Consider the following 20,214-nt stretch of genomic DNA (forward strand, 5'->3'; position numbering starts at 1 on the left):
AACTTATCCTCCGAACAGGCGTTTGAGGAAACCTTTCTTCTCTTCTTCAATGAAGCGGAAAGGACGTTCTTCTCCCAGCAGACGGTCAACGGTATCGGCGTAAGCTTTACCTGCATCTGCCGTTGTATCAAGGATCACGGGCTCGCCCTGGTTAGAGGCGCGTAACACGGACTGGTCTTCCGGGATAACGCCAACCAGTTTAATGCGCAGGATCTCCAGCACGTCTTCCATGCTCAGCATGTCACCTTTGTTTACGCGACCCGGGTTATAGCGGGTCAGCAGCAGGTGCTCTTTGATCGGATCCTGGCCATTTTCCGCACGGCGGGATTTGGAGGCCAGAATACCGAGAATACGGTCGGAGTCACGCACGGAGGAGACTTCCGGGTTGGTGGTGATGATCGCTTCATCAGCAAAGTAGAGCGCCATCAGGGCACCGGTTTCAATGCCGGCAGGGGAGTCACAGACGATGAAGTCGAACTCCATTTTTTTCAGCTCGTCGAGCACCTTTTCCACGCCTTCACGGGTCAGGGCATCTTTATCACGCGTCTGAGAAGCCGGAAGAATGAAGAGGTTCTCGGTGCGCTTGTCTTTAATCAGCGCCTGGTTCAGCGTGGCATCGCCCTGAATGACGTTCACGAAGTCATATACGACGCGACGCTCACATCCCATGATGAGGTCGAGGTTACGCAGACCGATATCGAAGTCGATAACGACGGTTTTCTTTCCCTTCTGGGCCAAACCAGTAGCGATGGCCGCGCTGGAGGTGGTCTTGCCAACGCCTCCTTTACCCGAAGTAACAACAATAATGCGTGCCATAGAAATTCCTTGTTAAAAAGGGATTAATTCAACGGTTGAACGGTCAACGCGTCGTCTGCCAGAAGCAGGCGAGCCGCTTTGCCATAAAATTCGGCTGGGATCTTGTCGCTCAGCCAATATTCACCTGCGATGGACACCAGTTCCGCCGTCAGGTGAGTACAAAATATTTGCGCGTCCCGATCGCCACTTGCGCCCGCGAGCGCACGTCCACGCATCATACCGTAAACGTGAATATTGCCATCTGCAATAAGCTCTGCGCCAGCGCTGACGTGGCTTGTAACAATTAGATCACAGTTTGGCGCATAAATGCGCTGACCGGAACGAACCGGCACATCAATCATTCGCGTTTTTGTGAGAGCGGTAACGTTTTGCGCCGCAGGAGGGGGCGTTTGTACGGCAGCGGGTGCTGCACGTGGGGTTTTTTCTTTGCCTTCATTAAGAAGCGGCAGCCCCACACGGTCGATTTCCGCTTTCAGCTCGGGATCTTTGCAGCCGCTGATACCGACAATACGCAGCCCGGTAGAGGAGACCGCCTGCTGGAGACGTGTCCAGTTAACCGGCGCCTCAAGACCGCTGACGTTGATGACGACGGGGGCGTGCTTCAGAAAGGCGGGAGCCTGGGCGATTTTGTCTTCTAACGCCTGACGAATAACCTCGGGTTTTGCATCATGCAAATGAACCACTGATAAGGTGAAGCTACTGCCTTTAAGCTCGATGGGCGTGTTTGACATCCTGGCCTTACTCAATTTGCTATTAACCGCAACCATTCGCTGCGATATTCCGAAGAGTATCAGGCATGTTATAGTCAGGAGTATATTGAGGCAAGCAACCACCCATTAATTCAGAGTAAAAACATGTTTTGTGTGATCTACAGAAGTACAAGCCGTGACCAGACCTATCTTTATGTCGAAAAGAAAGACGATTTTTCACGCGTGCCGGAAGAATTAATGAAGAACTTTGGCCGACCACAGCTGGCGATGCTGCTGCCGCTGGACGGCCGTAAGAAACTGGTGAATGCCAATCTGGAAAAAGTGAAAACGGCATTAGCCGAGCAGGGCTATTATTTACAGCTTCCACCGCCGCCTGAGAATTTATTAAAACAGCACCTCGAGGCGTCCGGGAAAAAATAGCCTCAGCTGTTTTCGGGCATAACACATCAACCGATTAGGGGTCGAGCATGTATCAACATCATAACTGGCAAGGTGCATTACTGGATTATCCCGTCAGCAAAGTGGTCTGCGTGGGCAGCAACTATGCGAAGCATATTCAGGAGATGGGCAGCGCAACCCCAGAAGAGCCGGTCCTGTTTATTAAGCCCGAGACGGCGCTATGCGACATCCGCCAGCCGCTGGCGCTGCCGCAGGGGCTGGGGTCGGTACATCACGAAGTAGAGCTTGCCGTGCTGATCGGCGCCACGCTGCGCCAGGCTTCCGAAGAGCATGTCGAGAAAGCGATTGCTGGCTACGGCGTGGCGCTGGATCTGACCCTGCGCGACGTGCAGGGCAAAATGAAGAAGGCAGGGCAGCCGTGGGAAAAAGCCAAAGGCTTTGATAACGCATGTCCGATTTCAGGGTTTGTTCCGGTGAATGAATTTACCAACGATCCGCAGGACACTCCGCTCAGCCTGAAGGTTAACGGAGAGATCCGCCAGCAGGGCACCACGGCAGATATGATCCACAAGATCGTGCCGTTGATCGCCTACATGAGCCGTTTCTTCACCCTGAAGCCGGGCGATGTGATCCTCACCGGCACGCCGGAAGGCGTGGGCCCGCTCGCCAGCGGCGATGAGCTTGAGGTCGGTTTTAACGGCCTGTCGCTAAAAACCCGCGTGCTGTAACCGCATCTTGCCGCCTGCAAAGGGCGGCAAAACTTGCAACCACGTGCCAGACTGGTTATAAGGTGCGCTTTCTTTTGACGTGTGGACATCCTGATGAACGACATTCCTTTCTGGCAAAGCAAAACTCTTGACCAAATGACCGACGCGGAGTGGGAATCGTTGTGCGACGGCTGCGGGCAGTGCTGCCTGCACAAGCTGATGGATGAAGACTCCGATGAGATCTATTTCACCAACGTCGCCTGCAGGCAGCTGAACATTAAAACCTGCCAGTGCCGCAACTACGAACGCCGCTTCGAGTTCGAGCCGGACTGCATCAAGCTCACCCGTGAAAATCTGCCGACTTTTGAGTGGCTGCCGCACACCTGCGCGTATCGCCTGCTGGCGGAAGGGAAAGATCTACCGGCCTGGCATCCTCTGCTGACCGGTTCAAAAGCGGCGATGCACGGCGAGCGTATCTCGGTACGCCACATTGCGGTGAAGGAGTCCGAGGTACGGGACTGGGAAGATCACATCATGAATCACCCTAATCGGTGATAATAAAAAACCCGCCGTGGCGGGTTTTTGCTTTTACCTTCCAAACAAATCGCGTTTCTTCGGTTTGAACGGCTGAGCGATCAGCACCAGCAGCGCCACGACGAAGTAGGCCACAAAAATGCCCACCAGCCACTGCGGCATCTCCAGCGTCAGGAATTCCCACTGACGTACGGAGCAGTCACCGGATGCGACAAACACCTGCGGAAGCCACTTATCCAGCGGCAGCCAGCTCGGGAAGCGGGCGGCGAAATCACAGGTCATAAACGGTGACGGATGCAGCTGCATCATGGTGTGCTGCCAGGAAAGCTCAATCCCTTTCCAGGCGCTGTACAGCCAGATGGCAATACCCACATAGCGCAACGGCGTTTTTGGGGCAATTGCGCCCACCAGGCCTGCACCCATAATGCCGAACAGCGCGCAGCGCTCGTAGATGCACAGCACGCAGGGCTTGAGTCCCATCACGTGCTGGAACCACAGCGCAACCATTTCCAGCGCAAAGGCGGTCAGGGCCATCAACAACCACGCTCCGCGACCGCGGGAGCACTGGTTTAAAAATCTCAACATAATCATTTCCCTGGAACATGCTTAGAAAGCGCAGTGTAAACGAATTTTAATGCGCCGCAAGTATACCCGCTTGTAGCAGCCATTGCGTACAGGGAACGAGAGTAATTTTGATGCACAGCAAACCAACAACGGTGAGCACCAGCGTGTACGGCAGCGCCATCCAGACCATTCTTCCATAAGAAAGCCGTATGAGCGGCGCCAGCGCCGAGGTCAGCAGGAAGAGAAATGCCGCCTGGCCGTTCGGTGTTGCAACGGAGGGCAGGTTTGTTCCGGTGTTGATGGCCACCGCCAGCAGGTCGAACTGCCCGGTACTGACGATCCCTTGCTCCATCGCCGCTTTGGCCTCATTGATATACACCGTCCCGACAAAGACGTTATCGGAAATAGAGGACAACAGACCGTTAAAGAGATAGAACAGCGTAAGCTGCGAGTCCGGCGAGGCCTGAAGCACAAACGCGATAATCGGTGCGAAAAGGTGTTGGTCAATAATCACCGCCACGACCGCAAAAAAGACCGCCAGCAGCGCGGTAAACGGCAGGGCTTCGGTAAAGGCTTTACCAATAGCATGTTCGTCCGTAACCCCGCTAAAGGTGGTGGCAAGAATAATGACGGAGAGGCCAATCAACCCGACTTCGGCAAGATGCAACGCCAGCGCGGCGATAAGCCAGATGCCGATGATCCCCTGCGCAATCAGACGCAGCGTCTCCTGGCGCGTACGCTGTTTGCGGCTCTGCTCGTCAAATTTATGCAGTTCTTTGCGGACCGGTTCAGGTAGCTGTGCGCCGTAGCCGAACAGCCTGAATTTTTCGACCAGAATGCAGGTCGCTAACCCGCAGACCAGCACAGGCACGCTGACGGGGGCCATGCGCAGGAAAAACTCGCCAAAATGCCATTCAGCCGCTTTCGCGATGATCAGGTTCTGCGGCTCGCCCACCATGGTCATCACGCCGCCCAGCGCCGTACCGACCCCTGCGTGCATCATCAGGCTGCGCAGAAACGCGCGGAACTGTTCCAGCACGTCGCGGTTATGCGCCTCGACGTGGCTATCGTCCTGTAAATCCTCACTTGGGCGAGAGGAGGCCACGCGGTGATAAATGCCGTAAAATCCGACGGCGACGCTGATCACCACCGCGACAACGGTGAGCGCATCCAGGAAGGCCGACAGAAAGGCGGCGGCAAGGCAAAACGCCAGCGAGAGGATCGTTTTTGACGTAATGCTCAGCAGCAGGCGGGTAAAGATAAACAGCAGCAGCTGTTTCATAAAGTAGATACCGGCCACCATAAAAATGAGCAGCAGGAGCACTTCCAGATTGGAGGCCAGCTCTGCTTTTACATGCTCTGCGGACGTCATGCCGATGACAACGGCTTCAAACGCCAGCAAACCGCCGGGCAGCAGGGGATAACACTTCAGCGCCATGGCCAGGGTGAAGATAAATTCCGCCACCAGCAGCCACCCGGCGATAAACGGATCCACACTAAAAATGATGGGATTAACGACCAGGAAAACCAGCAGTATCAGTTTGTACCAGTCAGGAGAATGACCTAAAAAATTGCGCCACAGCGCGCGCCCAAAAGAAATTTCCACAACAGACGTCCTTCCCGTTAAGTAATACAAAACATCAGTATACGCAAAAATCGCGGCCCGGAGGCGGATAAGACCGCATTGTAAATTTCACAAAAATGAAACGGCGATCCCTCTTTTCTCACTTTGCCGCGCTACCTGCCGTTGCACGCCTCTGGTATGATGAGTCCAATTTGCAAAAAGCTGTGTAATGGAAATCTCACTATGGTCATTAAGGCGCAGAGCCCGGCGGGTTTCGCGGAAGAGTACATCATTGAAAGCATCTGGAATAATCGTTTCCCTGCGGGGTCCATTCTTCCGGCTGAACGCGAACTCTCTGAACTGATTGGCGTCACTCGCACCACGCTGCGTGAAGTGCTTCAGCGACTGGCGCGTGATGGATGGTTGACGATCCAGCACGGCAAGCCAACAAAGGTAAACAACTTCTGGGAAACCTCGGGGCTGAACATTCTTGAAACGCTGGCGCGCCTCGACCACGAAAGCGTGCCGCAACTGATTGATAATCTGCTCTCCGTGCGCACCAACATCGCGACTATTTTTATTCGTACCGCTTTCCGTCAGCATCCTGAAGATGCGCTTGCGGTGCTGGCCAGCGCGAATGAAGTTGAAGATCACGCCGACGCCTTTGCCACCCTCGATTACAACGTGTTTCGCGGCCTGGCGTTTGCCTCCGGCAACCCGGTTTACGGCCTGATCCTCAACGGTATGAAAGGGCTCTATACCCGCATTGGTCGTCACTACTTCGCTAACCCTGAAGCCCGCAGTCTGGCGCTGGGCTTCTACCATAAGCTGAGCAAGCTGTGCACCGAAGGCCTGCACGATCAGGTTTATGAAACCGTACGCCGCTACGGCCACGACTCCGGTGAAATCTGGCACCGTATGCAGAAAACGCTGCCGGGCGATTTGGCGATTCAGAGCCGCTAAAATAAAAAACCTCTCAATCGAGAGGTTTTTTTTCGCCCGGTGGCGCTACAGCGTATTCAACCGCGCCGGGCAGCGTTCCAGCAGCTCCACGCTGCCGTCCTCATTCTGCTGCTCCAGCTGTACGTCAAAGCCCCACAGGCGGTGCACGTGCTTCAGCACCTCTTTACGTCCTTTATCCAGCGGCGCGCGGTTGTGCGGGATATAGCGCAGCGTCAGGGAGCGGTCGCCGCGCAGGTCCACGTTCCACACCTGAATATTGGGTTCAAGGTTGCTCAGGTTGTACTGAGAGGAGAGGCGGGAGCGGATCTCCCGGTATCCTTCCTCGTTGTGGATCGCGGAGATCTCCAGATAGTTGTTGCGGTCATCGTCCAGCACGGTGAAGAAGCGGAAATCGCGCATGATCTTCGGCGACATGAACTGGCTGATAAAGCTCTCATCCTTAAAGTCGCGCATCGCAAAATGCAGCGTTTCCAGCCAGTCAGAACCGGCGATATCCGGGAACCAGTACTTGTCCTCTTCCGTTGGCGACTGGCAGATGCGCTTAATATCCTGGAACATCGCAAAGCCCAGCGCATACGGGTTAATCCCACTGTACCACGGGCTGTTGTAGGGCGGCTGGAACACCACGTTAGTATGGCTGTGAAGAAATTCCATCATGAACCGCTCGGTGACTTTCCCCTCGTCATACAGATGGTTGAGAATGGTGTAGTGCCAGAATGTTGCCCAGCCTTCGTTCATCACCTGGGTCTGTTTCTGCGGATAGAAATACTGGCTCACCTTACGCACGATACGCAAAATCTCGCGCTGCCACGGCTCCAGCAGCGGGGCGTTCTTCTCCATAAAATAGAGCAGGTTTTCCTGCGGCTCGGACGGATAACGACGCGCTTCGGCAATCGTTTTTTCCTCCTCACGCTTCGGCAGGGTGCGCCACAGCATGTTCACCTGGCTCTGCAGATACTCCTCGCGGCTTTTCTGCCGGGCTTTCTCCTCCTGCAGTGAGATTTTCTGCGGGCGTTTATAGCGGTCCACGCCGTAGTTCATCAGCGCGTGGCAGGAGTCTAGCAGCTTCTCTACCTCGTCCACGCCGTAGCGCTCTTCGCAGTCGGTAATGTATTTACGCGCGAAGATCAGGTAATCGACGATGGAGCTGGCGTCCGTCCAGCTGCGGAACAGATAGTTATTTTTAAAGAAGGAGTTATGGCCATAGCAGGCGTGCGCCATCACCAGCGCCTGCATGGTAATGGTGTTCTCTTCCATCAGATAGGCGATACACGGGTTGGAGTTAATGACGATCTCATACGCCAGCCCCTGCTGGCCGTGCTTGTACAGCCGCTCCGTTTCAATGAATTTTTTACCAAACGACCAGTGCGGATAGTTGATCGGCATCCCGACGCTGGAGTAAGCGTCCATCATCTGCTCGGAGGTAATCACCTCAATCTGATGGGGATAGGTATCCAGGCGATACAGTTTTGCCACCCGGTCGATTTCGGCGAGGTAGACATCCAGCAGCTCGAAGGTCCAGTCGGGTCCATCGCTCAGACGTGTGTTGTCCTTGTTCAGGGAATCAATAGTAGCCATTAGCGCGCCCTCGTTGTGGGTGCTCTCTCTGTCTGGAGAGCCTCCTTTCAAGCATAGATCAACGTGTTAAAAAGCGTGCTGGCGCAGAAATTTTTTCTTTGCGATTTCCCGTTTTTGATACGGCAAAAAAAGCGCACTCATCAGAATTTTATGCTGGTTAAAAATAAAGCTCAGCAGGAGATCCCAAATTATCCCTGTCCCCTGATGCTGGGGGATGTGTGAGGTAAGTCACCATAAAAAAGTCGTATGTTGAATAATATTTTCAACTAGGTTATCAATCTGTAATTAGATGATTGTTCTTTTGCTCATAATGGAGTGGCTATGCGTGTTGTCATACTGGGAAGTGGTGTCGTTGGCGTAACCAGCGCCTGGTATTTAAGTCAGGCGGGACATGAGGTTACCGTTATCGATCGTGAATCCGGCCCGGCGCTTGAAACCAGTGCGGCAAATGCCGGTCAAATCTCTCCTGGCTATGCGGCCCCGTGGGCGGCGCCCGGCGTGCCGCTGAAGGCAATCAAATGGATGTTCCAGCGCCACGCGCCGCTGGCCATCAGCCTTGACGGCACGCAGTTCCAGCTGAAGTGGATGTGGCAGATGCTGCGCAATTGCGACACCCGGCACTACATGGAAAACAAAGGCCGCATGGTGCGTCTGGCGGAATACAGCCGTGACTGCCTCAAAGCCTTGCGCGCATCGACGGGGATTGAGTACGAAGGCCGTCAGGGCGGCACGCTGCAGCTGTTCCGCACCGAGCAACAGTATGAAAACGCCACCCGCGATATCGCCGTGCTGGAAGATGCCGGTGTACCGTATCAGCTGCTGGAAGCCAGCCAGCTGGGGCAGGTGGAACCCGCGCTGGCCGAAGTGGCCCACAAGCTGACCGGCGGTCTGCGTCTGCCGAATGACGAAACCGGCGACTGTCAGCTCTTTACCCAGCGTCTGGCACAGATGTGCGAGCAGGCTGGGGTGAAATTCCGCTTTAATACCTCCGTTGACAAGCTGCTGTCGGAAGGCGAAAAAATTTACGGCGTGAAGTGCGGCGACGAGGTGATAAAGGCGGATGCCTACGTGATGGCGTTTGGTTCCTACTCCACCGCCATGCTGAAAGGCATCCTCGATATTCCGGTCTACCCGCTCAAGGGCTACTCATTGACTATCCCGGTGAAAGAGGAGAGCGGGGCGCCCGTGTCAACCATCCTGGATGAAACCTATAAAATCGCCATTACCCGCTTCGATAACCGTATTCGCGTCGGCGGCATGGCGGAGATTGTCGGCTTCAACACCGAGCTGCTGCAGCCGCGTCGTGAAACGCTGGAGATGGTGGTGGGCGATCTCTTCCCGCGCGGCGGGTTTGTGGAACAGGCGACGTTCTGGACCGGCCTGCGTCCGATGACCCCGGACGGCACGCCGATTGTGGGCCGCACGCCATACAAAAATCTGTGGACCAATACCGGACACGGCACGCTCGGCTGGACGATGGCCTGCGGCTCGGGCCAGCTGCTGAGCGACCTGATTTCCGGGCGCACGCCGGCAATTCCGTTTGACGATTTAAGTGCTGCGCGGTATCAATCAGGATTTACGCCATCGCGTCCTCAGCACCTGCACGGCGCGCATAATTAAGGAGTTGTCATGTCCCGTCCTGTTCTGGCTCAGCTGGATCTGCAGGCCCTGAAGGAAAACCTGCAAATTGTTCGCCGGGCAGCACCTGGTTCGCGCGTCTGGTCAGTCGTCAAGGCAAACGCCTACGGCCACGGTATTGACCGTATATGGAGCGCGCTCGGCGCGACCGACGGTTTTGCGTTACTCAATCTGGAAGAGGCAATCCTGCTGCGCGAGCGCGGCTGGAAAGGGCCTATTCTGCTGCTGGAGGGGTTCTTCCACGCGGACGATCTGCCGCTGCTGGATAAGTATCGCCTGACCACCAGCGTTCACAGCAACTGGCAGATTAAAGCCATTCAGGATGCGAAGCTCCACGCTCCGCTGGATATTTATCTCAAGGTGAACAGCGGCATGAACCGCCTGGGCTTCCAGCCCGAGCGGGTGCATACGGTCTGGCAGCAGCTGCGTGGCCTGAAAAACGTCGGCGAAATGACGCTGATGGCGCACTTTGCCGATGCGGAAAAACCGGACGGCATTGCTGATGCTATGGTCCGCATTGAGCAGGCGGCTGAAGGGCTCGATTGTCCGTGCTCCCTGTCGAACTCGGCGGCGACGCTTTGGCATCCTGAAGCCCACTATAACTGGGTGCGTCCGGGGATCGTTCTGTACGGTGCATCACCCTCAGGCCAGTGGCAGGATATCGCCAACAGCGGCCTGAGGCCGGTCATGACCCTGCGCAGCGAGATCATCGGCGTGCAGACGCTGAAGGCGGGCGACACGGTAGGCTACGGCAGCCGCTTCCGGGCGAAGGGCGAGCAGCGGATTGGCATCGTCGCGGGCGGTTATGCCGACGGCTATCCGCGTATCGCGCCGACCGGCACGCCGGTTTGGGTGGATGGGGTGCGCACGGGCACGGTGGGGACCGTCTCAATGGATATGCTGGCCGTTGACCTGACGCCATGCCCGCAGGCGGGCATCGGTTCACCGGTCGAGCTGTGGGGCAATGAAATCAAAATTGATGACGTGGCGGCCGCGGCGGGAACGGTAGGGTATGAACTGATGTGTGCCCTGGCACCAAGAGTGCCGGTTGTGACGGTGTAACTTGTATCTTTACCGGGTGACGCGAAGCCGCCACCCGGTAAAAAAACTACTCCTCGTCCTCTTCCATCGGCCTCAAACCGACCTTCCGCACCGCGTTATCTTCTTTTTCTGCCACCGTCCAGATCATCCCGGCAAACTCCACCTGGTCACCCACAACCGGCGCAGCGCCAAGCCGCTGCTGAATGATTTCGCCCAGCGTTTGCGGGTTATCACCGTCTTCTGCACCTTCATCCAGGCCATAAATGAGCGCCACATCCGCAAACTTGGCGCTGGCTTCCAGAATAAAATCGCCGAAGAAACGCTGGTCCAGCGCCACGGGAGGCGACTGGCTGAACAGCTTGCCCAGCGCGGGCAGGTCGCGCTCGCGGCCAATGACGCACAGAATATCCCCTTCGCGCAGGCGGGTGCTGCCGGTCGGGTGCAGCAGGACATTATCGCGGAACAGGGCGGCAATGCGCGTTTCAGTCGGCATGTGCAAATCGCGCAGCGAGGCCCCCACGCACCATTTATCGGCGCTCAGCTGATAGACGAACTGCTCCCAGGGGTTTTCCGGGTGAATATCCAGCCCCACGCGGGAGACCGGCCAGCCTACGGGCGGCACCACCACTTTGGCCTTTTTCGCCGCCCACCCGAGCGACGTGCCCTGGAACAGCAGGGAAATCAGCACCACGAAGAACGCCACGTTGAAGAACAGCCGCGCGTTGTCGAGACCGGCCATCATCGGGAACACCGCAAGGATAATCGGCACCGCGCCGCGCAGGCCGACCCAACTGATAAAGACTCGCTCACGCAGGTTAAAACCGCGAAACGGCAGCAGGCCTGCAAATACGGAGAGCGGACGGGCGAAGAAGATCATCCACGCCGACAGCAGCAGCGCCGGAACGGCGATCGGCAGCAGGTCCGACGGGGTCACCAGCAGGCCCAGCACCAGGAACATGCCGATTTGCGCCAGCCACGCCAGGCCGTCAAAGTTCTGCAAAATAGCATGACGGTTGCGAATAGGGCGGTTGCCCATCAGGAACCCGCAGAGGTAGACGGCGAGAATACCGCTGCCGTCCAGCGCGGTGGTGACGGCAAAAATGAGAATGCCGCCGCTCAGCGCCAGCAGAGGGTAAAGCCCCGAGGGCAGAGAAATGCGGTTGATCGTCTGCTGTAACAGGTATCCCCCTGCCAGGCCGATGACAATCCCCAGCCCGAACTGCTGCAGAATATGCAGGGCAAACATCCAGCTCAGGCCCGTCTCGTGCTGCTGGATCATCTCTATCAGCGTGATGGTCAGGAACACCGCCATCGGATCGTTACTGCCGGATTCAATCTCAAGCGTTGAGCCAACGCGTTCGTTAAGCCCTTTACCCCCAAGCAGGGAAAAGACCGCCGCCGCATCGGTAGAGCCAACGATTGCGCCAATCAGCAGGCCTTCCATCAGATTGAGATCGAAAAGCCAGGCGGCCATCATCCCGGTGAGGCCGGAGGTGATCAACACGCCGACGGTCGCCAGCGACAGCGCAGGCCCTAAGGCCACGCGGAAGGAGCTCGCCTGAGTGCGCATCCCGCCGTCGAGCAGGATCACCGCCAGCGCGAGGTTACTCACCATGTAGGCGAAGGGATAGTTATCGAAGGGGATACCGCCGATGCCGTCAACGCCGGCCAGCATGCCGATGGCGAGAAAAATAACAAGAATAGGTATGCCGAGACGCGATGAAAATGAACTTAATAAAATACTGCTGGTTACAAGGACCGAACCCAGAATGAAAAGGCTGATTATCGCTGCGGCATCCAATGTTCTCTTACTCCCACCTCAATGTTAACGCTGTTACTAAAACCCTAACATATTAACGACGGCAACAGCGTTTTATTAAGCGGGTATAACGGCTTTTTTATGCCTTTATGACAGGATGGCCGCTGATGGTCAGCCGGGAGCCGGCATCATTATGGGTCAGGGCGGCGTGCGCCCCGAGCGCCAGGGTGACGGTTCGCTGCTCATGGCCGAAATCCAGACCGGCGATCACTGGAATATCCAGCCGCGAGCGAATGAACTCAACCATGGTTTCCAGGGAGTAACCCGCGTCATAGTCATTCGGGGCAGAGCCGCTGAAGCTGCCCAGCACGATCGCGGACTGGCGATCGAGAATACCGGCATGATAAAGCTGCAATAACATGCGCTCGACGCGGAACGGATGTTCGTTAATATCCTCCAGCACCAGAATGCCGTCCTTGATTTGCGGCATCCACGGCGTGCCGATGAGCGAGACCAGCATCGCCAGGTTACCGCCCCAGAGCTGGCCCTCACATTCCCAGTGCGGTCCATTGCCTTGCCATTCCACGCTGTAGGTGGGATTGCGCAGCGCGCGCCAGAAATGCTCCATGGTGAACGCGTCCAGTTCCGGCGCGCCGAAGTTACCGGCCAGCATCGGGCCGCTAAACGTGATGACGTTATGCAGCGCCAGAAGACCAAGCTGGATGGCGGTGAAATCGCTGTGGCCGCATATCAGCAGCGGATCCTGCTGCTGGCGCTGTGCCAGGCCCTGCCAGTCAATGCTCTCAAGCAGCCTGCTCGCACCATAGCCGCCGCGCACCGCAAGGACTATTCGGTTTTCGCCCTTCAGGTTCACCAGGCTATTGATATCATTTAGCCTCTGCGCTTCTGTTCCGGCAAAACGCTGCTGGCGGCGTGGGATAATTGTCTGATTTTCTACCTGATGGCCGGATTCCAGTAAGCGCTGAACGCCCCGCTGCGCCGCGTCCTGGTTAATACAGTAGCCCGATGGCGCGATGAGATGAAACTGAGACATGGCAATTCCTTGCTGAATGAGAAACTAATTGTCTATATCATGCCGCGTATACGTCGCCTGCTTCAAGGGCGGCGCACCGCGATGACCGGCTATAAGGATAGATGACGTGAAATTGAGATGGTTTGCTTTTTTGATTGTTTTGCTGGCTGGCTGTAGTTCAAAACATGATTATCAAAACCCGCCCTGGAACCCGGAAGTGCCGGTGAAACGGGCCATGCAGTGGATGCCGATCAGTGAACAAGCCGGGAAGGCATGGGGCGTCAGCCCTCGGCTGATCACCGCCATTATTGCGGTGGAGTCCGGCGGCAATCCCACGCTTGTCAGCAAATCCAACGCGGTGGGGCTGATGCAGCTGAAAGCCTCTACGGCGGGGAGAGAGGTCTACCGCTATATGGGCTGGAGCGGCCAGCCGTCGACCAGCGAGCTGAAGAATCCGGAACGCAACATTTCTATGGGGACCGCTTACCTGAGCATTCTGGAACACGGCGTGCTGAAGGGCATTGAGGATCCGGAAGTGATGCAATACGCGCTGGTGGTCTCGTACGTGAACGGCGCCGGGGCGCTGCTCAGAACTTTCTCCTCTGACCGCAAAGAGGCGATTGAGGAGATCAACGACATGGACAAAGATGAGTTCGTCGAGCATGTGGCGAAAAATCATCCGGCACCGCAGGCGCCTCGCTATATCTGGAAAGTACAGAAAGCGATGGATGCCATGTAATGCCGCAAACGGGCGGCGCTCGCTGCCCGACTTTTCCTACAGAACCTTATTCGCACGTTCCCGTGCTTCCCGTTCCAGCGAATAGATAATGCGCTGCAGCTCGCGCTCCGCGCCGGGCCCGACGTTCAGAAAACGGAAGCTCAGACGCGGCGTGGTAATCGTTTCATTTTTGCTGTCCACCACCGTGCGCTCGCTGATGGCAATCAGCTGTGCATCGAAATAAAAGCGGCCCCAGCCCGCCATATCCAGTTCTATTTGCGTAAACCGCATGCCTTCTACCAGACCCTCCGGCTTCGGGGTATCCATCAGCGCGCCCATTCCGCCCAGCGACAGGTCAAAGAGACGGAAGCGGATCTCTTTTTTGTCCGGCATTTTGGCCTTACAAAAATAGGCAGGATGAAGGGGGGCGCTGATGCGGAAATATTCACGGCGCTGGACAAACCAGAGATTGCCAGGAAGGAGGGTAACAAAAGCCGGAAGTCCCTGGTATTCGCTCAGTTCCAGTCGCGGCAGGACAAATTCCACTTTGGCCCCATGGGTTTCGGCCATGACCACGATATTCTCTGCTTTCAGCGCCGCGCGGTTTTCATACTCCAGGCTGCCCAGGTCAATAACCAGCCTCTCCTGCGAGACGTCAAGGATCTTGCTGATAAATTGATTATTCGACCAGCTGATGCGCAGCGGCACTTCGCCTTTTTGCAGGTCGCGTAATACCCCTAATACAGCCAGCGGATTTTGCTTGAGGAACTGCTCACTGTAATGACTCACGCCGGATGGCTCCTTGATTGATGACAGACTGTCTTAGCGTTATCGGCAATCCACCCTCAAACTTAATACAAACCGGTGAGATTTTTTTACCGTTGTCCGCAGGATAAGTCGGTGAGACGAAACTGGTTTTCCGGTGATGACCTATACTTAAGTTAGCTGTGCAGAAGGTTTTCTGTACATGCGTTTAATCTGCAAGAGGGCATTGCTATGGGTATCATCGCCTGGATTATCTTTGGCCTTATTGCCGGCGCTATCGCAAAACTGATCATGCCGGGAAACGATGGCGGCGGCTTTATTTTGACCTGCGTACTCGGGGTCGTTGGTGCGGTTGTAGGCGGCTGGCTGGCGACGATGTTTGGTTTTGGTGGTGACATCAGTGGTTTCGACATGCACAGTTTCCTGGTCGCTGTCGTGGGAGCCATTGTCGTGCTGGGCATATTCAGATTACTGCGACGAGCATAAAATGACAGAACGGCTCTCTGCGGAGGGCCGTTTTTTTTGCCGCTATATTGATTTGCTAATCTAAATGATAATAATTGTCGTTCCGTATTACATGTAATAACAAGACGACATTATGAACTCCTCACGTTTTACGTTATGCACCCTGGCGGGTGCCGTCACGCTGGCATTGCAGGTCCAGGCTTTCGCCGAAGAATCAACCATTGTCGTCACGGGCTCAGAGCAGGGCAGCGCGCTGCCGGCCTGGACCAACAGCGCCACCAAATCGACCGTTGCCGAAAGTAAAACGCCGCAGGTTATCAACACGCTCTCTGCGCCGGAGATCGAAAAGCGTCACGCGAACTCCGTGAATGAAATCCTGCGCTATGCCCCAGGCGTCTCAACCGAGGTGCGGGGGAATACCTCCTATATGAGCGAATACAAAATTCGTGGCTTTACCGTTGATCAGGAGTTTTACAACGGGCTGCAGCTACCCTATAACGTCACCGGCAACACCAAGGCGCGCATCGATCCGCTGTTAATAGAGAGCGTCGATATCCTGAAAGGGCCTTCATCGGTGCTTTACGGCGGCGGTTCGCCGGGCGGGCTGGTAAATATTCAAAGCAAAAAGCCGCAGCGGGAAGCCCGAACCGAGGTCGGTTTTAACACCGGGAACCGTAATCTGAAAGAAGGCTACCTCGATTCGACCGGACAAATTGCCGACAGCGACTGGAATTACCGCCTGCTGGGTAAGGCGACGGAGAATGAAGATCAGCCGCACACCAGCCGCTATGAAAATTATCTGGTCGCCCCGTCCGTTACATGGCAACCCGACAGTAAAACCCGCCTCACCCTGGATGCGCTGGCGCAAAACTCCCCGAGCCTGACGCCGTCTAACCCGCTGCCGCTCGCTTACCTGCGGTCCAAATATGCCGATCGCCGGGATTACGCCGGAGATGAGTGGAGCGGGTTTAAGCAGCGGCAGTGGATGCTGGGCTACAGCTTCGAGCATGAGTTCGACAGCGGCTGGGGCTTTAATCAGAAAGCGCGCTATTTCGACGTCGATACCCACCAGAACAGCGTCTACGCGACGGGAACGGGAAGTGAGGTCTATCAGCTTAACCGCTTTGCCTATACCACCGATGAAGATCTTAAGAGCTTCAACATCGACAACCAGGTGACTAAAACCGTTGCGCTGGGCGAATGGAAACACCATCTGCTGGCCGGGTTTGACTATCAGAGGCTGAACTCCCATTTCCACTACCGCTACGCGTCGACTACGCCGGGCATGGATATGCGTAATCCGGACTATTCGCAAATCCACGAAAGCGCGCTGGGGCTCTACACCGCCCAGAAAAACCGTCTCAGCTACCAGCAGAACGGGTACTACCTGCAGGATCAGGTGGAATTTGGTGGCTTAAATCTGTTAGGCAGCCTGCGCTACGACGATTACCGCTCCGTCACCACCGATTACCTGCAAAACGGCGATAAGGCCTGGGTATCGCAGGATCGCGTTACCAAACGCCTGGGGGCGCTTTACGCCTTCGATAACGGTATTTCGCCGTTTATCAGCTATTCAGAAGGTTTTGCACCGGTCTCGCCGCAGGGGACGCTCACGGCGAAAGACGTCAAGCCAACCACCAGCAAGCAGGTGGAAGGCGGGGTAAAATATCTGCTGGCAGAGTACGCCACGACGTTTACCGCCTCGGTGTTTAACATCCGGCAGAAAAACGTCGTCACCTCCGACCCGGGCTTCCTGAACTACCGTCAGACTGGTGAAGTGGAATCCAAAGGCGCGGAGCTCTCCGCCATCAGCCGCCCGACTGACAACCTGACGCTGATTGCCAACTATGCCTACACCCACGTAATTAATACCGAAGATGATAAATACCAGGGCAAGCGTCCTACTCAGGTGCCGGAAAATGCGTTCAACCTGTGGGGGGACTACACCTTCGAGAGCACGCCGCTGAAGGGGCTGATGCTGGGCGCCGGGGCGCGCTATACCGGGCCGATGGAGATTTCACCGTCTAACGATGCGGGTAAGCTGGGGGGCACTACGCAGTACGATCTGGCGGCGTCGTACCGGATGGGCGAAATTCTGCCTTCGCTGGCGGGGCTGACGCTTAAGGCGAGTATGCAGAACATCACCAATAAAGAGACGCTGACCTGCTACGATGCGACCAACTGCTGGATTGGGCGTGACAGGACGTATCAGCTAGGGGCGAGTTACAGCTTCTAAATCCCTGTGAGTTCAAAATGAAGGCCGGGTAAGGCGTAGCCATCACCCGGCAATACTCCCTTACTGCGCCGCAGCTTTCATCGGCGCAGCCTCATCGTTCGCCGCAGGCTGATTTTCCGGCACGCTGTCGCACGGTTTCTCTTTCGGACAAACCAGATCCAGCATTTTCAGCGTCACGCCGTTACTCCAGCCGAACCCATCCTGGAGCGGATATTCACCGCCGCCACCGCCGGTACCGGTAGAAGAGACATCATATTTCTCCACCAGCTTCTTCTCGCGGTCGTAAGTATGCTGAACGTTCTTCAGGAAGCGCCAGGTCACGTCCATTGCAACCTTATCCTGCCCATAGTTCTGCAACCCTTCCGTTGCCACCCACTGCAGCGGCGCCCAGCCGTTTGGCGCATCCCACTGCTGGCCGCTGTTGATGGTGGTGGTGGTAATACCCCCCGGCTTCAACAGGCGCGCGGAGGTGGCCGCGGCCACTTTATCGGCGCGATCCTGTGCCGCCGCCTTCACGTAGAGCGGGAAGAGGGCCGCCGCCGTGAGCTGGTTGCGCACCTTCTTACTCTTGAGATCGTAATCGGCGTACCAGCCCTCTTTATCGTTCCACAGGTGGCGCTCAATGGCTTTTTGACGCGCGGTGGCTAATGCCTCGTATTTACTCGCCGCCGCGCTGTCGCCCGCCTCCTGGCCTGCTCGCGCGAGCAGTTTTTCCATTTTAAACATCAGGGCGTTCAGATCGACGGGCACAATGCTGGTGGTGCGGATGGTGCCGAGCTTTTGCGGGTCGTCCATCCAGCGGGAGCTAAAGTCCCACCCCGAGGCCGCTGCGGAGCGCAAATCGCGGTAGATTTCCGTCGCAGGCCGGTTAGGGTTGCTCTTCGCCGTGGTGATATCGTCAAGCCAGGACTCCGGGCGCGGGGTATCGCGATCGTCCCAGTAGCGGTTGAGTACGGAACCGTCATCGAGCTTCACCACGCGCTGGTTAGCCTGCCCTGGCTGAAGGCTTTCTACACCCTCCATCCAGTAGGTGTACTCTTTTTCCATTTGTGGACGGTATTTTTTCAGCGCGTCTTTGTCATGCGTCGCCAGCAACTCAACCATCAGTGAGAAGAACGGCGGCTGGGAGCGGCTCAGGTAGTAGCTGCGGTTGCCGTTGGGGATATGGCCGAAGGTATCAATCTCATACGCAAAGTTATCCACCATATCGCTGATTTTGTCCCAGTGGCCGCTCTCCGCCAGGCCCAGCATGGTGAAATAGCTATCCCAGTAGTAGACCTCGCGGAAGCGCCCGCCGGGCACAACGTAAGGTTTCGGTAACGGCAGCAGGGAATCCCATTTGTTACTGGCTTTATCCGTGGTGCGCGTCAGCACAGGCCAGAGGTCGTCAATGTGCTCACGTAAGCTTTGTCCCGCAGGCGGCACATATTTTTCACCTTCCGCAGGCAGCGTGAAGTTCATCTCCACAAAGTGGCGCAGGTCAAAGCTTGTCTGGGTGTGCTGCATCCGGTAATCCGCCAGAATCATCAGCGGGTCGCTTTTGGGAACGGCATCGGCAAAGGTTTTCTGATCGGGAAACAGTTTGGCACTCTGCACGTCGTTAAACAGAGGGCCAAGCAAAATATCGGGTGAATTTTTCTGGTAGGCTGGTTGTTCTTCAGCATAACTCATCGTTGCCACACCGAGCAGCGCGCCTCCCAGCGCGAGGTGCAAAAGAGCAGGGCGTAAAGTACGAGGTCTTATCATCGGTTCGTCTCCTGTATTCCTGAGCAGCGTGACCGCTGTTATCAATCACCTGAAAACCTTAGACGAATATTGCCCGCTTCGCGTGTTGAATATCCCATTTTGCGCAGAACCAGACAATTTACCGCTTCGCACGCCCTGTCCGGAAGGATTTGTTGTGCAACAAAAAAAATAATAGAACCCAAAAGGCTATGTAGTCGAAATGGCGATGCTCTCTATTTGCGTATTCACTTTTATAATCAGGATGGATTTTATGAAATTAAAAAAAACGGTAATACTGATAAGTGCATTTTATTCCGGCGCTTAGACAGCAGCAGGCGGCCGCCGCGCAGGCAGCACCCGCCGTTGTTGTGCAGTCCGAAGAGCCGGTGAGCAAAGCCGAACCGCCAAAGCTGACGCTTTCAGGGTTTGGTGATATTAAATTTTATGGTGACGTGGAGTTTAATATAGATGCCGCCAGTAATACAGGCAGTCTGACCTCCATTAAGCAAAGCGCTAATAGCGACCAGGCACCGGGATATAAAGAACGCTGGGATATTAACGGGCGTAATTTATGAGGTTTTGATGGTTATCGAAAAAGGGATAACGGCAATTTTGCCGGATTTTCCGTTCAGCCTCTCGGCGGGAAAATGTATCTCGATGATGCGGTATTCTTCTTCGGTTCTGTGAACGACGGGGAAATTAAAGTCGGACGATCTCTACAGCGACGGCTACGGGTTTACTATGACCTGGGACGGGCTTAAAACCGATCCGGAGAACGGCGTGGTCATCAACCTCAACACCGCTTACCTGGACGCGAAGGGCGAGTACGATATTCATACCATCCATACGATCTGATCCCGAACGTCCTGAAGATGAAAAACTTCAACATCTATCTGGGCGCGTATGCGTCCTGGGTCAACGCTTCCCCGAAAGCGGGCGATAAGAAAAACGACGATCGCTACGGTGGCCGCGTGCGCTTTAAATACTCTTTCTGATGCC

At 55.8% G+C, this 20,214-nt stretch carries 18 protein-coding genes and 1 pseudogene; 10 read left to right on the plus strand and 9 right to left on the minus strand.

Features of this window, described 5'->3' with window-relative positions; all coding sequences use genetic code 11:
• Positions 1-3: 3 nt before the first annotated feature.
• Positions 4-816, minus strand: a complete 813-nt coding sequence (gene minD, locus IM313_RS16475) for a septum site-determining protein MinD (RefSeq protein ID WP_028013522.1) — start codon at positions 814-816, stop codon at positions 4-6.
• A gap of 23 nt (positions 817-839) precedes the next feature.
• Positions 840-1,547, minus strand: a complete 708-nt coding sequence (minC, locus tag IM313_RS16480) for a septum site-determining protein MinC (RefSeq protein WP_048998675.1) — start codon at positions 1,545-1,547, stop codon at positions 840-842.
• A gap of 123 nt (positions 1,548-1,670) precedes the next feature.
• On the opposite strand from minC, the gene IM313_RS16485 reads away from it, so the two are divergent.
• The 3 genes from IM313_RS16485 (at position 1,671) to IM313_RS16495 (ending at position 3,187) form a co-directional block, all read left to right on the plus strand.
• Positions 1,671-1,946: a YcgL domain-containing protein gene (locus IM313_RS16485; protein ID WP_192971767.1), complete on the plus strand. Its 276-nt coding sequence runs from the start codon at positions 1,671-1,673 to the stop codon at positions 1,944-1,946.
• Positions 1,947-1,993: 47 nt separating this feature from the next.
• Positions 1,994-2,653, plus strand: a complete 660-nt coding sequence (locus IM313_RS16490) for a fumarylacetoacetate hydrolase family protein (protein ID WP_028013519.1) — start codon at positions 1,994-1,996, stop codon at positions 2,651-2,653.
• A 93-nt stretch (positions 2,654-2,746) separates the two neighbouring features.
• On the plus strand, positions 2,747-3,187 hold the full coding sequence (locus tag IM313_RS16495; RefSeq protein ID WP_028013518.1) for a YcgN family cysteine cluster protein: 441 nt from the start codon (positions 2,747-2,749) through the stop codon (positions 3,185-3,187).
• A 33-nt stretch (positions 3,188-3,220) separates the two neighbouring features.
• On the opposite strand, the gene dsbB is transcribed toward IM313_RS16495, so the two are convergent.
• Positions 3,221-3,751, minus strand: a complete 531-nt coding sequence (gene dsbB, locus IM313_RS16500; protein ID WP_028013517.1) for a disulfide bond formation protein DsbB — start codon at positions 3,749-3,751, stop codon at positions 3,221-3,223.
• A gap of 46 nt (positions 3,752-3,797) precedes the next feature.
• On the minus strand, positions 3,798-5,336 hold the full coding sequence (gene nhaB, locus IM313_RS16505; protein WP_028013516.1) for a sodium/proton antiporter NhaB: 1,539 nt from the start codon (positions 5,334-5,336) through the stop codon (positions 3,798-3,800).
• A gap of 201 nt (positions 5,337-5,537) precedes the next feature.
• Between nhaB and fadR the strand changes: the two genes are divergently transcribed.
• Positions 5,538-6,257: a fatty acid metabolism transcriptional regulator FadR gene (fadR, locus tag IM313_RS16510; RefSeq protein WP_028013515.1), complete on the plus strand. Its 720-nt coding sequence runs from the start codon at positions 5,538-5,540 to the stop codon at positions 6,255-6,257.
• A 45-nt stretch (positions 6,258-6,302) separates the two neighbouring features.
• On the opposite strand, the gene IM313_RS16515 is transcribed toward fadR, so the two are convergent.
• The gene (locus IM313_RS16515; protein WP_023293929.1) at positions 6,303-7,835 is read right to left on the minus strand and encodes a SpoVR family protein; all 1,533 of its coding nucleotides are present in this window, start codon (positions 7,833-7,835) and stop codon (positions 6,303-6,305) included.
• A 321-nt stretch (positions 7,836-8,156) separates the two neighbouring features.
• Between IM313_RS16515 and IM313_RS16520 the strand changes: the two genes are divergently transcribed.
• The gene (locus IM313_RS16520) at positions 8,157-9,455 is read left to right on the plus strand and encodes a D-amino acid dehydrogenase (protein WP_041909503.1); all 1,299 of its coding nucleotides are present in this window, start codon (positions 8,157-8,159) and stop codon (positions 9,453-9,455) included.
• A gap of 9 nt (positions 9,456-9,464) precedes the next feature.
• Positions 9,465-10,535, plus strand: coding sequence for a catabolic alanine racemase DadX (gene dadX / locus IM313_RS16525; RefSeq protein WP_192971768.1), 1,071 nt, complete (start codon positions 9,465-9,467; stop codon positions 10,533-10,535).
• Positions 10,536-10,581: 46 nt separating this feature from the next.
• On the opposite strand, the gene IM313_RS16530 is transcribed toward dadX, so the two are convergent.
• A complete protein-coding gene (locus IM313_RS16530; protein ID WP_192971769.1) occupies positions 10,582-12,315 on the minus strand; it encodes a potassium/proton antiporter in 1,734 nt (577 codons plus the stop codon).
• 97 nt (positions 12,316-12,412) lie between these two features.
• A complete protein-coding gene (gene ldcA, locus IM313_RS16535) occupies positions 12,413-13,327 on the minus strand; it encodes a muramoyltetrapeptide carboxypeptidase (protein WP_192971770.1) in 915 nt (304 codons plus the stop codon).
• Between the two features lie 106 nt (positions 13,328-13,433).
• On the opposite strand from ldcA, the gene emtA reads away from it, so the two are divergent.
• The gene (emtA, locus tag IM313_RS16540) at positions 13,434-14,045 is read left to right on the plus strand and encodes a membrane-bound lytic murein transglycosylase EmtA (RefSeq protein WP_041909508.1); all 612 of its coding nucleotides are present in this window, start codon (positions 13,434-13,436) and stop codon (positions 14,043-14,045) included.
• Positions 14,046-14,081: 36 nt separating this feature from the next.
• Here emtA and IM313_RS16545 read toward each other — a convergent pair whose 3' ends face one another.
• Complete coding sequence (locus IM313_RS16545; RefSeq protein ID WP_028013509.1) at positions 14,082-14,813, minus strand: flagellar brake protein; 732 nt, start codon at positions 14,811-14,813, stop codon at positions 14,082-14,084.
• A gap of 207 nt (positions 14,814-15,020) precedes the next feature.
• Here IM313_RS16545 and IM313_RS16550 point away from each other — a divergent pair, with 207 nt between their 5' ends.
• Positions 15,021-15,275, plus strand: a complete 255-nt coding sequence (locus IM313_RS16550; protein ID WP_028013508.1) for a GlsB/YeaQ/YmgE family stress response membrane protein — start codon at positions 15,021-15,023, stop codon at positions 15,273-15,275.
• Positions 15,276-15,387: 112 nt separating this feature from the next.
• The gene (locus tag IM313_RS16555; RefSeq protein ID WP_192971771.1) at positions 15,388-17,490 is read left to right on the plus strand and encodes a TonB-dependent siderophore receptor; all 2,103 of its coding nucleotides are present in this window, start codon (positions 15,388-15,390) and stop codon (positions 17,488-17,490) included.
• A gap of 60 nt (positions 17,491-17,550) precedes the next feature.
• On the opposite strand, the gene IM313_RS16560 is transcribed toward IM313_RS16555, so the two are convergent.
• Positions 17,551-19,236 carry an alpha,alpha-trehalase gene (locus IM313_RS16560; protein WP_192971772.1) on the minus strand — a complete coding sequence of 562 codons (1,686 nt, stop codon included), beginning with the start codon at positions 19,234-19,236 and terminating at the stop codon, positions 17,551-17,553.
• A 281-nt stretch (positions 19,237-19,517) separates the two neighbouring features.
• Here IM313_RS16560 and IM313_RS16565 point away from each other — a divergent pair.
• Positions 19,518-20,210 (plus strand): annotated as a pseudogene (locus IM313_RS16565) (carbohydrate porin).
• Positions 20,211-20,214: the final 4 nt, after the last annotated feature.

This window comes from Enterobacter cloacae complex sp. P2B (assembly GCF_014895985.1).
GTDB classification, from domain to species: domain Bacteria; phylum Pseudomonadota; class Gammaproteobacteria; order Enterobacterales; family Enterobacteriaceae; genus Enterobacter; species Enterobacter bugandensis.

What these genes read in the sequence shown, in the direction of transcription:
- minD (WP_028013522.1), bottom strand. Translation starts at nt 816, where the DNA reads ATGGCACGCATTATTGTTGTTACTTCGGGTAAAGGAGGCGTTGGCAAG.
- fadR (WP_028013515.1), top strand. Translation starts at nt 5,538, where the DNA reads ATGGTCATTAAGGCGCAGAGCCCGGCGGGTTTCGCGGAAGAGTACATC.
- IM313_RS16520 (WP_041909503.1), top strand. Translation starts at nt 8,157, where the DNA reads ATGCGTGTTGTCATACTGGGAAGTGGTGTCGTTGGCGTAACCAGCGCC.
- IM313_RS16485 (WP_192971767.1), top strand. Translation starts at nt 1,671, where the DNA reads ATGTTTTGTGTGATCTACAGAAGTACAAGCCGTGACCAGACCTATCTT.
- IM313_RS16490 (WP_028013519.1), top strand. Translation starts at nt 1,994, where the DNA reads ATGTATCAACATCATAACTGGCAAGGTGCATTACTGGATTATCCCGTC.
- IM313_RS16550 (WP_028013508.1), top strand. Translation starts at nt 15,021, where the DNA reads ATGGGTATCATCGCCTGGATTATCTTTGGCCTTATTGCCGGCGCTATC.
- IM313_RS16495 (WP_028013518.1), top strand. Translation starts at nt 2,747, where the DNA reads ATGAACGACATTCCTTTCTGGCAAAGCAAAACTCTTGACCAAATGACC.
- IM313_RS16560 (WP_192971772.1), bottom strand. Translation starts at nt 19,236, where the DNA reads ATGATAAGACCTCGTACTTTACGCCCTGCTCTTTTGCACCTCGCGCTG.
- dadX (WP_192971768.1), top strand. Translation starts at nt 9,465, where the DNA reads ATGTCCCGTCCTGTTCTGGCTCAGCTGGATCTGCAGGCCCTGAAGGAA.
- ldcA (WP_192971770.1), bottom strand. Translation starts at nt 13,327, where the DNA reads ATGTCTCAGTTTCATCTCATCGCGCCATCGGGCTACTGTATTAACCAG.
- IM313_RS16555 (WP_192971771.1), top strand. Translation starts at nt 15,388, where the DNA reads ATGAACTCCTCACGTTTTACGTTATGCACCCTGGCGGGTGCCGTCACG.
- IM313_RS16515 (WP_023293929.1), bottom strand. Translation starts at nt 7,835, where the DNA reads ATGGCTACTATTGATTCCCTGAACAAGGACAACACACGTCTGAGCGAT.
- minC (WP_048998675.1), bottom strand. Translation starts at nt 1,547, where the DNA reads ATGTCAAACACGCCCATCGAGCTTAAAGGCAGTAGCTTCACCTTATCA.
- dsbB (WP_028013517.1), bottom strand. Translation starts at nt 3,751, where the DNA reads ATGTTGAGATTTTTAAACCAGTGCTCCCGCGGTCGCGGAGCGTGGTTG.